This is a genomic window from Corynebacterium sp. 11A (genome assembly GCF_008930935.1).
Lineage (GTDB): Bacteria > Actinomycetota > Actinomycetes > Mycobacteriales > Mycobacteriaceae > Corynebacterium > Corynebacterium megadyptis.
The window spans coordinates 381,206-393,606 of the sequence record NZ_PQMR01000001.1 but is presented as its reverse complement, the minus strand read 5'-3'; the positions used below and the strand labels follow the sequence as shown (position 1 = coordinate 393,606).

11 protein-coding genes and 2 pseudogenes are annotated in these 12,401 nt (G+C 62.9%); 3 read left to right on the top strand and 10 right to left on the bottom strand.

From position 1 onward, the window contains the following. Positions 1-85 precede the first annotated feature (85 nt). The 3 genes from GBB18_RS01655 to dut all read right to left on the bottom strand — a co-directional run bounded on the left by GBB18_RS01655 (position 86) and on the right by dut (position 2,730). The gene (locus tag GBB18_RS01655; protein WP_225990208.1) at positions 86-1,303 is read right to left on the bottom strand and encodes a class I SAM-dependent RNA methyltransferase; all 1,218 of its coding nucleotides are present in this window, start codon (positions 1,301-1,303) and stop codon (positions 86-88) included. An 18-nt stretch (positions 1,304-1,321) separates the two neighbouring features. Then, positions 1,322-2,230 carry a DUF3710 domain-containing protein gene (locus GBB18_RS01650; protein ID WP_151640527.1) on the bottom strand — a complete coding sequence of 303 codons (909 nt, stop codon included), beginning with the start codon at positions 2,228-2,230 and terminating at the stop codon, positions 1,322-1,324. Between the two features lie 68 nt (positions 2,231-2,298). Next, positions 2,299-2,730, bottom strand: coding sequence for a dUTP diphosphatase (gene dut / locus GBB18_RS01645; protein ID WP_192795869.1), 432 nt, complete (start codon positions 2,728-2,730; stop codon positions 2,299-2,301). Between the two features lie 179 nt (positions 2,731-2,909). Between dut and GBB18_RS01640 the strand changes: the two genes are divergently transcribed. Beyond that, entirely contained in the window at positions 2,910-3,488 is a 579-nt protein-coding gene (locus GBB18_RS01640) for a DUF3093 domain-containing protein (protein WP_151640526.1), read from the top strand. Positions 3,489-3,601: 113 nt separating this feature from the next. On the opposite strand, the gene GBB18_RS01635 is transcribed toward GBB18_RS01640, so the two are convergent. After that, entirely contained in the window at positions 3,602-3,898 is a 297-nt protein-coding gene (locus tag GBB18_RS01635) for a DUF4193 domain-containing protein (RefSeq protein WP_151528629.1), read from the bottom strand. Between the two features lie 202 nt (positions 3,899-4,100). Further along, on the bottom strand, positions 4,101-4,958 hold the full coding sequence (locus GBB18_RS01630) for an inositol monophosphatase family protein (RefSeq protein WP_151640525.1): 858 nt from the start codon (positions 4,956-4,958) through the stop codon (positions 4,101-4,103). A gap of 193 nt (positions 4,959-5,151) precedes the next feature. On the opposite strand from GBB18_RS01630, the gene ppgK reads away from it, so the two are divergent. After that, positions 5,152-5,904, top strand: a complete 753-nt coding sequence (gene ppgK, locus GBB18_RS01625) for a polyphosphate--glucose phosphotransferase (RefSeq protein WP_151548706.1) — start codon at positions 5,152-5,154, stop codon at positions 5,902-5,904. Positions 5,905-6,235: 331 nt separating this feature from the next. Then, on the top strand, positions 6,236-7,900 hold the full coding sequence (locus tag GBB18_RS01620; RefSeq protein WP_151640524.1) for an RNA polymerase sigma factor: 1,665 nt from the start codon (positions 6,236-6,238) through the stop codon (positions 7,898-7,900). Between the two features lie 83 nt (positions 7,901-7,983). Here the strand turns inward: GBB18_RS01620 and GBB18_RS01615 are convergent, their stop codons facing one another. From GBB18_RS01615 to GBB18_RS01600, 5 genes and pseudogenes are all read right to left on the bottom strand, one after another. After that, a complete protein-coding gene (locus GBB18_RS01615) occupies positions 7,984-9,489 on the bottom strand; it encodes a DUF418 domain-containing protein (RefSeq protein ID WP_151640523.1) in 1,506 nt (501 codons plus the stop codon). Between the two features lie 90 nt (positions 9,490-9,579). Next, positions 9,580-10,191, bottom strand: a complete 612-nt coding sequence (locus tag GBB18_RS01610) for a hypothetical protein (protein WP_151640522.1) — start codon at positions 10,189-10,191, stop codon at positions 9,580-9,582. Positions 10,192-10,368: 177 nt separating this feature from the next. Next, a pseudogene (locus GBB18_RS10845) lies at positions 10,369-10,542 on the bottom strand (ATP-dependent helicase); the annotation flags it as partial. A gap of 125 nt (positions 10,543-10,667) precedes the next feature. Continuing rightward, positions 10,668-12,093, bottom strand: a pseudogene (locus tag GBB18_RS01605) (DEAD/DEAH box helicase); the annotation flags it as partial. After that, positions 12,090-12,329, bottom strand: coding sequence for a DUF3039 domain-containing protein (locus GBB18_RS01600; protein ID WP_151528623.1), 240 nt, complete (start codon positions 12,327-12,329; stop codon positions 12,090-12,092). The pseudogene GBB18_RS01605 and the gene GBB18_RS01600, both read right to left, overlap by 4 nt. Positions 12,330-12,401: the final 72 nt, after the last annotated feature.

Genomic DNA, 12,401 nt, shown 5'->3' with positions numbered 1-12,401 from the left:
CGCGCGGGCCGCAAGGCCGCAGTTTCATTCCTGTCTATTGTACTAGGCAGCTCCGCTCGGGTTGCCGAGCGGTAGCCGCACGCCTTTAACGTGCGTAGTCACGCTCGCTGGTGTCGGCCTCCGCTGGGGCGGGGCGCAGCAGTGCGATGCTCTCGCAATGGTGGGAGCCGGGGAAGGCATCCACCACGCTGAGCTGCTCCACGCTATAGCCGTGCTCGGCCCATCGCGCGAGGTCACGGGCAAAGGTGGCGGGGTCACAGCCGATGTGCACCACGGCTCGGGGGCGGCGGGCGGCCGTGCCGGTGATCACTGCCTCTGCCGCGCCGATGCGGGGCGGATCAAGCACGACCACATCGGGATCGGGCAGCACACCCGCGGTGGTGACGGCCTCGGCGCAATCACGATGGTGAAAGTGCACGCCTGTGTCTTGGGCGAAGGCACGGCGGCCGCACTCGGCGGCGTGCTCGGCGAGCTCGACCGAGTGCACCTCGCGCCCGGAGCCACCGCGCAGTGGATCCACGAAGAGACCCACACCGCCGTAGAGGTCCCAGGCGATGTCTCCGCCGATATCAGCGAGGGTCTCGGCGATAAGGCGCTGATAGGTCTCTGGCGCGCGCCGGTGGGCTTGCCAGAAAGCATCGGCGGGGAGAATGAATGTCCTCCCGCCGATGGTTTCTTGAGCCTGGCCGCTGCCCAGCAGCACCCGCCCTTTCGCCATCGCGTGCACCTGCCCCGCGCTATCGAGGCAGACACTGAGCTCCCTGGCTCGGGGCGGGGTGAGCGCGGAGATGGCGTCGTGAAGCCGCGGCGCAAAAGCCGAGCAGCGGTGATCGTGCACCACCTCGTGGGAGCCGCGGCGGCGCACGCCGATGCGGCCGTGGCCGTCCACGCCGAGCCGGGCGCGGGTACGCCAGCCAGTATCCATCCCCAGATCGATGGTGGTGACCTGATCTGGGGCGTCGAGCTTCGCCAGCCGGCGCAGCTGCTCAAGCACAATGCCGGTTTTGGTCTCCGCCTCCACGGCGGGGTCGAGATAGGCGAAGTCGCAGCAACCGCCGCCCTGAGCGGCTGCGGGGCAGCGGGCCTCCACCCGGTCCGGCCCAGAGCTAAGCACCTGCAGCACGCGCGCCCGCAGGAAGCGTTTTTTCGCCTGGGTGATCTCTACCTCGAGCTCATCGCCGATCACGCTATCGCGGACGAAGACGATGCGGTGATCATCGTCTGCGTCGCAGAGCTGAGCGATCGCTTCGCCGCCATGGGCCATGCGCATCACCTGCACGCGCACGCGGGAGCCTATAAGCACGTCGAGCACTATAAGAACCTAGTTATCCTTGTTCAGCTCTTTGATCTGCTGCACACCGCTGCCAGGCTCAGACTCCTCGGGGGAGGGCACCTGCGGCTCGCCGCCCGCTACGGGTTGCTGCGGCTGCTGGGCTTGCTGTCCGGCACCGCTGTTCTGCTGGGCCATGTTGTACTGCGCCAGCGCCTGGGCTGCCTGCCGCTGCTGGTTCTGTTGCTGCGCCTGCTGGGCGTCATTCTTACGCTTGACCATGGCCTCTTGTACCTGGGCGACGAGCTGCTCCGGCAGCACGACGGGCAACGAGGTGCCGGCCATCATCGGCTGATCGCCGCGATAAACGAAGGTGCGGGCGAGCACATCGCGGGCGAGATCTCGCAGATCATCGGCCCGATCCTTGGGGCCGACGAGCGTGGTACGCAGCATCCAGCGGGGGCCATCGCAGCCGATCATGCGGATCTGGGCCTGGTCGGTCACACCGACGAGCTCGGTGCCCCACGGGCCGTCCTCGGTGTGCACCGCGAGTCCATCGTTTTCCATTCCGGCGCGGATCTCATCGATCACGGTGGGCCACTGGGGCTGGGATGCGGCGGCAGCAAAGCCCACCGGGGTGATGCGGCCGTGCTCGGTAACGATGTGGAGCATGCGGGGGCCGTTCTCCCCCATCTCCACCTGCACTTGGCTGGGCTTGGGCAGGGCGATCTTCATCGAACCCAGATCCAAGGTGCCCACAGAGAAATCAGAGAAGTCGAATTCCTCGATATCGACCCTCTGGCCATCGAAGGGGCCATACTCCTCGCCGGCGGCACTGCTATCAGAATCAACCGCGGAGTCACCGTAGGCGGCGTCGGGCTGCTCGGTGGCGGTGGCGTGGGCCCCCGTCTCCTCAGCTGCTGCGTGCTTCTCTTCGTTCTTCTTGCCAAATGGCCACATGGGCGTCACTACCTAACGTTTATTCGGGTCTCTTGCTATAGGGGTACTACTTTTGCCGAGCCTACTATTTAATTCAGCCCTGTCGAACCATAGCCGCCGGTGCCACGAACGGTGTCGTCGAGTTCCTCCACTTCCTCGAAATCCACCAGCTCGACCTTTTGAATCACCAGCTGGGCGATGCGCATCCCGCGGGTGACGGAAAAACTCTCGTGGGGATCGTGGTTAATCAGGCATACCTTGATTTCGCCGCGATAGTCCGCGTCGATAGTGCCTGGGGTATTGACCACGGAGATGCCATGTTTCGCACCGAGTCCAGAGCGCGGATGAATCAGCCCCACATATCCCAGCGGCAGCGCCAGAGCGATGCCAGTGGCGATGAGCGCGCGCTCCCCTGGCTCCAGGGTGAGAGAGTCTGCTGCATAGAGATCCACCCCGGCGTCGCCGCGGTGGGCTCGAGTGGGCAAGGGCAAGTCGGGATCGAGTCGCTTGATCTTAAACACAGCACACAGCCTAGTCCTTCCGCCCCTGAACCCCCGAAGAGACAGCGGGTCGATGGACCGCAGCTCTGGCGCCTAGCCGCGGACGTTAAGGACCGTGATCAGCGGCGCAGCGTGAGCCTTGGGCGCAGCTCAGCACCACCGCAGCGTAGGAAATACTGAGTACATACTGAGAGGAAATTATGAGTGGTGAGGCTAAGTTGGACGTGGTGATAACTGCACTACACTCTAGGGATGTGACTACGTCTACGGAGAAGCGCGCCGCGACCCTCTACCGCGAACGGCAATGGGTTCCGTGGTACTGGTGGGTCCTGGCACTCACGATGGTGACAGTGTTCTGCCTGCAGTTGATGTTCAACCGCAATGTCTGGTGGTTCATTATCCCCGAGATCATTCTGGGTGCTGCAGTGATCTGGTACCTGTGGTGGATTTCCTCGACCACCGTGGTGGTGGAAGAAGACGCCGACGGGGTGCGGTGGCTCAGCACTGATGGCGCTTCCCTGCCACACACTGTGGTGGATCGCTCCTTGGCCGTGCCCGCCTCCGCGAAGCAAAACGCCATGGGCCGCCAGCTGGATCCGGCAGCCTATTTGGTCTCCCACGGCTGGGTGCCCCAAATGGTGATGTTGGTGCTGGATGATAGCGACGATCCCACCCCCTACTGGCTCGTTAGCTCCAAGGACCCGGCCGCCGTTCTCGAAGCCTTTGTTCCGGACCAGGCCGACGCCGCCACCGCGCCGCTACGCCGCGGCCAGCGCTAGCACCGTCAGTTCCGCAGTACGCATAACGCCGACGATGAAACATTCTCATCGCCGGCGTTTGTTGTCTGCACAGGGCTGTGCTTATCGACGCATCCCCGTTGGATCTCTCCGTACTAGGCGCAGTCGAGGCAGATTTCGGAGCCATCAGACTCCACGTGAGACATACGGTTGCGCTTCTGCACGAGAAAGCAGCTCCCGCAGGTGAACTCGTTCTCCTGACGAGGCTTGACGTCCACGTTGAGCTCTTCGCCGGACAGATCCAGCGCCGGAAGCTCAAAGGGCTCCACGATCTCGCCATCATCATCAATATTCGAGGAGCTGGTATCAGCGGCGGCCTTCAGGCTCTCCAAAGAATCCGCGTCAAGCTCGTCTTCAACTCGGCCGCGTGGAGCGTCGTAATCAGTAGCCATGGGGAAACTTCCTTGTGTGTCTCGGGCTAGACGGTCAGGTCACACTTCTGGCGAGTTCCATACGCGTTTGAAGGGGTGAACAGGTGGTGAACTCGCTATCGACGCGCATACTAAAACACATACTGAGCTTTGTCACCTTCCCACTCGGACACACTCGGCACACCCCACCCCCGTTTCCGTGGCTGAGCACAGATTCAGCAGCTCACCGCTCATTCGTAGCGGTGCCGACCACCCCCGCTAATTGAGCCGCAACGCCCGGCTGGGCGACAAGGACCAGTGCATTATCGGCGCTGGACGTAGACAACGGCGGACAATCCACCGTGGCGCCAGCCTCCCGCGCGATGAGCATGCCGGCCGCATAGTCCCATGCATTCAAACCGCGCTCATAATAGGCATCAACCATGCCTGCGGCGACGGCCACCAGGTCCAAGGCGGCCGAGCCCATGCGCCGAATATCGCGCACCTGCGGCAGCAGTGTGGCCAACACCGCGGCCTGTTCGGCACGGCGCTCGGCGGAATAGGAAAACCCAGTGGCTACCAGCGCGGTGGCCAGATGGGCACTATCCCCGCACTGTAGCGGGCGAGGGTGCTGCGAGGTGGCGTCGTCACGCATATCAGCCCCCAGCCCCACCCCGGCGCTCGCGCACGCCCCGGTCGCCACGTTGAGCACGGCCCCAGCCACCACCTCACCATCGATGGCGGCGGCAATGGAGACCGCGTACTGCGGCAGGTTGTAGAGGAAGTTCACAGTGCCGTCGATGGGATCGACAATCCACACCACCCCCGTGGCGCTGCGTTTCTGGGCGCCTTCCTCACCGATGAGGCCATCGCCCGGGCGCAACTGCTCCAAGCGGGTGGCGATGAACTCTTCGCTTGTCTCATCCACGATCGTCACCGGATCTACGGCCGATGACTTGGTGCGAGTAACCGCCCGGAGATCACCATCGAACTCGGCGCGGGTGCGCATAATCACCTCGCGGGCCTCATAGGCCACGGTGATCGCGGTGCGGCGCAGCTCGTGAACAGTATCAGTACTCAGGGTGTGCGATGTGGCAGACATGGTCTCTATTGTGCACCTCGGACGCCCTGCTGGCTCAGGCCATGATCGACCGTCACGGCGACAAAGAGAATCGCTCGCCGCCCCGCTCCGCCGTGGACGTCCGGCGCGCGGCGCGCAGAAACGCTGGCAGAGCGGCCGCGATAGAAGGGTGACCACCGCTGCAGCACGGGAGTCGTTTTGTAAGATGGGGGCTATGACGCGCACAGGTTTTGGTATTGACATCGGCGGCTCGGGCGTGAAAGGCGCCAAGGTTGACCTTGACACGGGTGAATTTATTGGCGAACGCCTCAAAATATCGACTCCGCAGCCAGCAACTCCAGAGGCAGTAGCCGAGGTTGTCGCCGAGATCATCGCCCACTTCGAATGGACCGGCCCGGTGGGCATTACGGTTCCCGCCATCGTGAAAAATCAGGTGGCGCTGTCCGCCGCCAATATCGATCCCTCGTGGATCAACACGGACGTTTCGGATCTTTTCTCCCGCCACATCGATAACGAGCAGATCGTGGTGCTCAATGACGCCGACGCCGCCGGGCTGGCCGAGGTGCGTTACGGCGATGAGCGCGCCCGCGAAGGTGCAGCCATCCTGCTGACCATCGGCACCGGCATTGGCTCCGCCATGCTTGTCGACGGCATCCTCTTCCCCAACACCGAGCTGGGGCACATGAATGTGGGCAAGAAAGAAGCCGAGCAGCTCGCCTCCTCTGCGGCGAAGGACCGGGAGGAATTGTCCTATAAGAAGTGGAGCAAGCGCGTGAGCAAGGTACTCAACGAGTATGAGCGCCTGCTCAATCCGTCCATCTTCATCGTCGGCGGCGGTATTTCCCGCAAGGCCGATAAATGGGTACCGCTGTTGACCGTCAATACCCCCGTGATCCCCGCCCAGCTGCGCAACCGAGCCGGTATCGTGGGCGCGGCACTCGCGGCCGAGGACAACATCACTCCTTAAACGTAGCTCCCCACGCTGCCCCGTCAGTACCACGCTTAGGGGGTGGGGCTAGTGGCAGTACATGGGGATACTTCTATATACTGGGCGGTTGTTCTTAACCGAGGCCGAATGACGGCCTCTCTTTGCGCCGCTGGTACGCACTACCGGCTAGCGTTTTCGCTGGCCATTAGGGCGAAACCGGCGGTTGCGCTGGTTAGTGATTCAGCGACACCACCTCGTGGCGTCGCCGGCACCGCACAACCGCACACGAAGACACAGCGCTCGACACACCGCACACTTCGGGGAGATCCCCGAGGGGAAAGACGAGCGAGACAGACGAGAAAGGGCGTACGTGGCAGCCACTGATCCTTCGGACACCGGCACTCCGGCCGAGGCTGGTTCCAAAGCAACAACTGGGCGTGATAATGCCACGGGAGGCACGACTGTGAAGAAGGCAACCGCTAAGAAGGTCGCACGCAAGGCAGCACGCAAGGCAGCCCCGCGCGCGGCCCGCACCGCTGACACCTCGACCCCGGCAGACACCACAGCCGCACGCAGCGAGGCAACCGCCCCCGCATCGAGTTCGACTGCCGGCGAGACCACGGACGCCGCCACCGCCGCGAAAGCGACGAAGAAAGCAGCCAAGAAGACGGCGAAGAAGTCCGCCAAGAAGAGCGCCAAAAAGACCGCTCGCAAGGCTGCGAAGAAGACCGCCAAGAAAACGGCTAAGAAGACCGCGAAAAAGACGGCCAAGAAGACAACTAAAAAGACAACCAAGACAACAGCGAAGAAGTCGACGCGCAAGGCCACCGCTGCGGAAAAGGTTGTGGTGGATGAGGATCTCGAGGAGGATCAGCTCCACGAGCAAGACGTAGACACCGATCTCGATGATGCCGATGTGGACTACGATCCGGATAGCCCCAGCGAGGACGACGAACCCTTCGCCGACGGTGACGCTGATACCGACTCCGAGGACGACAGTGCCGAGGACGAGGAAGAAGAAGATGACGGCTCCTCGGTCTGGGATGAGGACGAGTCTGCCGCCCTGCGCCAGGCCCGCAAGGACGCCGAGCTCACCGCCTCGGCTGACTCGGTGCGCGCCTATCTGAAGCAGATCGGCAAGGTGGCGCTGCTCAACGCCGAGCAGGAGGTCTCCCTCGCCAAGCGCATCGAGGCCGGGCTCTATGCCACCCACCGTCTTGAGCAGCTGACTGAGGCCTATGCCCAGGGCGATAAGGACGCCAAGCTCACGCCGGCTATGAAGCGCGACCTGCGCTCCATTGCCCGCGATGGCCGCAAGGCCAAGAACCACCTGCTGGAGGCCAACCTCCGCCTGGTGGTGTCTTTGGCGAAGCGCTATACCGGCCGCGGCATGGCCTTCTTGGACCTCATCCAGGAAGGCAACTTGGGTCTGATTCGCGCCGTCGAGAAATTCGACTACACCAAGGGCTACAAGTTCTCCACCTACGCCACGTGGTGGATCCGCCAAGCCATTACCCGCGCCATGGCCGATCAGGCCCGCACCATCCGTATCCCGGTGCACATGGTGGAAGTGATTAACAAGCTGGGCCGCATCCAGCGTGAGCTGCTGCAGGATCTGGGTCGCGAACCCACCCCGCAGGAGCTGGCGAAGGAAATGGACATCACCGAGGACAAGGTGATGGAGATCCAGCAGTACGCCCGCGAGCCGATCTCGCTGGATCAGACCATTGGTGATGAGGGCGATAGCCAGCTCGGTGACTTCATCGAGGATTCCGAGGCCGTCGTGGCCGTGGATGCGGTGTCCTTCACCTTGCTGCAAGACCAGCTGCAGGACGTGCTGCACACGCTCTCCGAGCGTGAGGCCGGCGTGGTGCGCTTGCGCTTCGGGCTGACCGATGGCATGCCGCGCACCCTCGACGAGATCGGCCAGGTCTATGGCGTGACCCGCGAACGCATCCGGCAGATCGAGTCCAAGACCATGTCGAAGCTGCGCCACCCCTCTCGCTCTCAGGTACTGCGCGACTACCTCGACTAGACGCTCGCCTAAGGTCAACGACTACGGCCCCTGCTGCTACTACGCAGCGAGGGCCGTAGTCGTATGTCCGAGGCTTGTAACACCTAGGGCGCAGCTGGCCCCGAATCGCGCCGCTCTGGATGCGCAGCAGCGGTGCGGGGCTGCTCCGGCTGCGTCTGGGACTGGTGGCTGAAACGTGGCGGCAGCACCGGTGGCGCCGGTGGCTGCTGCCCGGGCGCTGCTGGGCTACCAGCGGCCATCGCCCCCTGCGGCGGGACGCCGAGGTGCGGCTGCGGGTGGCGGGCCCAATAGTCTGCAGCCAACCCCTGCTTGCCATAAGCCATGCGGCGGTGCAGCGTTTCGAGCGGGCCACGGCGCCCCATGAGCTGCAGCGCATAGGCTCCAAGGACCGTCACCGCCCAGATCGCCGCCGCCAAGCCGGTGGCCACGGCGGCGCCGGAGCTCTGCCCCCAGCCCAGCCCATAAGAGGCGACGAAGATAGTAGCGAGGAGGGACTGGGCCACATATCCGGACATCGAACGCTGCCCCAGTGCCGCCACTGGCGCGATCCACACCGGTAGTGCGCGCTCATAGCTCGTGCCCTGCGCCGTCTTTTCCGTGATCCGGCGCTGCATCGGCGCGCAGGCGAGAACGATAATCGCCACGATGCCTGGGCCGGTGGCCACACCAAAGCCAGTGTTGAGCACCATCCACGTCGCGAGGCTATCCTCGTTGCCGAATACGCCGATCGCGTTGAGCCCCATGGGAAGCCCCACCGCGACCATCACCACAATGCCGGCAGCCGCCGCGATCCAGAGCGTGCGCCGATGCTCCTCTGGGTGGGTGAGCACCCCGCGGCGCGCCCAGACGAATCCGAGCAGCATCAGGGGAAAGAGCATGGGGATCTCGGTACCCAGGTTCAGCGGCTGCAGCACCAGGAATAGCGCGCCACCGACGAGCTGAGAAAGATAGCTGTCGAGGAAGTTCGAGGCGAGCGGCATCCCACCCGATGCCGTGGTCTCGGGACCGAAGAGATCAAACTGGGAATCGGCAATCATCAAGACAATAGCGATGATCAGATTGCCTATCATCCACATTGCCGATAACACCCCGGCGATAATGAGCAGGGTTTTATCCCGGAAGTTAATCATCAGCGCCAGCACTGCCCCAGCTATGCCATAAAAGACCATGATGTCGCCAAAGTAGAGAAACACCATATGCACGGCGCCGAAGATAGCGAGCCACAGATAGCGCATCGCGATGGTTCTGCGGGCTGCGCCGAGTGGGTAGCGTCGTCGAGCCAAAGACATGGCGATCAGGCCCACGCCGAATCCCAGCATGGTGGAAAACATCGGCAATCCGCGCACGTGCGCCAGCATGGATCCGGCAACCACAGCGACCTTATCCGCCGTAGAGCCATCCACCACTCCCCCGAGTTCTTGGACGCTGGCCCCAGCGGGTCCGGCAAGCCACGTTGTGGTGAGATTCGCGATCGCAATGCCGAGCAGGGTGAATCCGCGGGCGAGATCGGGGGCGAGCATGCGCACTGTCGCCGCGCTGCGCAGGGGTGGATCTGTCGGAGAGGACGCCGCAGTAGTCGGGGCACTCATCGCTGGTGACGCTCTTTCTACTTCCTCGAAGGTGGGGGCAGGAAACAAGAAAAACCGCGGGAGACATACTCACGCGGCTGCTTCACGTGCTTATTGATTCATGTAGTTCTCGATACAGGTTTCCATCTGATCCTCGGGAACATTCTGGCATTCTTCAACAACACCGCTGACGAAGGAACCGAAGACGATCGTGATCACGGCGACAATGACCAATAGCAGCACGGAGATGACCACCGAAATGATGGACATGGTCACGCGGCGCTTCAGCCCCTGCATATTGCGGCCCTTCACCCACGCGATAATGCCCAGCACAATGCCGGCAATTGCGAGGAATGGGGCTACCACCAGACCAACAACGGTGGCCGCGAGAACCACGGCCGCGATGGACACGCCCAGTGCCCACGGAGCAATCTTGTTCACCTGCTCCACGGGATAGCCATAGTGGCCGCCGGGGTGAGCGCCCTGGTCAGAGTAGCCACCCTGATTGGGATACGCGCCCTGATTGGGGTAGCCGCCCGGACCGGGATAACTGCCCTGCCTGGGATAGCCACTGGGATAGCCACTCTGGTCCGTCTGGCCGGAGTTCTGCACATCCCCAGAGAAGGAGTCACTCGAATTCGGCATCCGGTGCTGTGGCTGGCTATTCGGCCACTCGCCATCCTGCCAAGCGTTGTTGGAGTTGCGATCGTTGTTGTCTGTCATGCGAGTGTTGTCCTTCCAGACTGTATGCGGCCCGAGCGACGGGAGTACTTCTGAGAAACTATTCCGTCTAGGGCAGTGTTATCTACAAAAGTTTATCATTACCTCAGCATCGCGACGTCATATGCGCTGTATTCGCAGCGCTACATTTCAGCCCCACGGGCTCCAGCTGAGCGGGGTTTACCACTGGCGCAAGAAATTAATACGCGCCCGCAGTTGTTCCGCCGAACACAATGCCGTGGGCGGGCCGCCGCAGGCTCGCCGCGCTTCATTATGAATAGCGCCGTGCGGCCGGCCCGTGCGCGAACTCGTAATGGAGACCACCGCATTGAGCTGCTTGCGGAGCTCGGGGATTAGAGCGGCGTCCTCATCCGAGTTTTCTGTGCCGCGTGTCGACGTCTGCTCGCTGCCCTGCATTCTCTCTGCCGACGAGGACGATGTCACCGGATGAGCGGCGGACTGCGCGGACTGGGACATCTCCTCGGCTTGGCGTTTTTTCAGCAGCTGCCGCATTTGCTCGGCATCGAGCAGCCCTGGGAGGCCGAGATAGTCTTGCTCCGCCTCGCCGATGCTGGCGGTGCCATAGGTGGAGCCATCAAAGATGAGCGAGTCCAACTCGGCCTCGGCGCCAAGAGACTGATAGGAGGGATCCTCTTCGCCGGGCTCGTTCTTTTCTTTATTGGCCTCGGCGAGCAGCTCATCATCCCAGCCCTCCTTGGGCCTGTCGGGCTTGCCCAGCACGTGATCGCGGGAGACCTCGAGCTTTGCGGCCAGGTCGAGCAGCACGGGCACAGAGGGCAAAAACACCGAGGCGTTTTCGCCCGGCATGCGCGAACGCACGAAACGCCCGATGGCCTGAGCGAAGAACAGCGGCGTGGAGGCCGAGGTGGCATAGACACCCACCGCGAGGCGGGGCACGTCCACGCCCTCGGAGACCATACGCACTGCCACCATCCACTCATCGGTGGAGTTGGAAAATTCCTCGATGCGTTCGGAGGCCCCTGCTTCATCAGAGAGCACCACCGCCACCGGCGTGGAGGAGAGTTTTTCCAGGGCGCGGGCATAGGCGCGCGCCGCAGTTTTATTGGAGGCGATCACCAGCCCGCCGGCGTCCGGCATGTTCTGGCGCAGCTGACCTAACCGGGTGTGCGCCGCCTGCAGCACCGCGGGAATCCAATCCCCCTTCGGATCGAGGGCGGTACGCCAGGCGCGGGCGGTCTGCTCCGCGTTCAGTGGCTCGCCGAGCCGGGCGGCATATTCCTCGCCGGCACTATCGCGCCAGCGGGCCTCGCCCGAATAGGCCAAAAACACCACTGGGCGCACCACGCCATCACGCAGCGCATTGGAGTAGCCATAGGTGTAATCCGCCGCCGATTTCAGATTTCCTTCGCCATCGTCTTCGTAGCGCACGAAGGGGATGGCGGCATCGTCGGAGCGGAAGGGGGTACCCGTGAGGCATAGTCGCCGCTCCGCGTCGCGGTAGGCGGTGGCGATGCCATCGCCCCAGCTTTTCGCGTCGCCACCGTGGTGCACCTCGTCCAGAATCACCAAGGTGCGCTTGTTGGTAGCGAGTTGATAGTGCTTATAGGGGTGCATGGCCACCTGGGCATAGGTGACCACGATCCCCTGATAGGACGGGTTAATCGCACCGCTATTGGAGAAGGCGGGGTCTAAGGTGATGCCATTACGTTGCGCCGAGCCCGCCCACTGCACCTTGAGGTGTTCGGTAGGAACAACCACGATCACGCGATCTACCGTGCGCTTGTCGAGCAGCTCTGAGGCGAGCCGCAGCGCGAAGGTGGTCTTACCGGCACCCGGGGTTGCGACCGCAAGGAAGTCCTTGGGCTGAGTGCGCTCATATTTGGTGAGGGCGGCCTGCTGCCAGGCACGAAGGTTAGCACTCACTTGCGACGCAGACCTCGGAAAATCTGCTCGCAGTCGGGGCACACGGGAGAACCCGGCTTGGCTTGCTTGGTCACGGGAAAGGTTTCCCCGCACAGGGCCACAACCATTTTGCCGCTCACGGCGGAGTCGACAATCTGATCCTTCTTCACGTAGTGGAAGAACTTCGGCGTGTCGTCGTCGGTGCCGGTGTTCTCCCTGATGTCGGGACGCTCGATGGTAGTTGTCTGAGTACTCACCTGAACCATCATGCCCGAAAAGTGTCGTCTTCTCATCCTCCCCCGTAAGAGGAAGGGCTAGGCTGGAACACG

What these genes read in the sequence shown, in the direction of transcription:
- GBB18_RS01650 (WP_151640527.1), bottom strand. Translation starts at nt 2,230, where the DNA reads ATGTGGCCATTTGGCAAGAAGAACGAAGAGAAGCACGCAGCAGCTGAG.
- GBB18_RS01640 (WP_151640526.1), top strand. Translation starts at nt 2,910, where the DNA reads ATGAGTGGTGAGGCTAAGTTGGACGTGGTGATAACTGCACTACACTCT.
- GBB18_RS01635 (WP_151528629.1), bottom strand. Translation starts at nt 3,898, where the DNA reads ATGGCTACTGATTACGACGCTCCACGCGGCCGAGTTGAAGACGAGCTT.
- GBB18_RS01630 (WP_151640525.1), bottom strand. Translation starts at nt 4,958, where the DNA reads ATGTCTGCCACATCGCACACCCTGAGTACTGATACTGTTCACGAGCTG.
- ppgK (WP_151548706.1), top strand. Translation starts at nt 5,152, where the DNA reads ATGACGCGCACAGGTTTTGGTATTGACATCGGCGGCTCGGGCGTGAAA.
- GBB18_RS01615 (WP_151640523.1), bottom strand. Translation starts at nt 9,489, where the DNA reads ATGAGTGCCCCGACTACTGCGGCGTCCTCTCCGACAGATCCACCCCTG.
- GBB18_RS01610 (WP_151640522.1), bottom strand. Translation starts at nt 10,191, where the DNA reads ATGACAGACAACAACGATCGCAACTCCAACAACGCTTGGCAGGATGGC.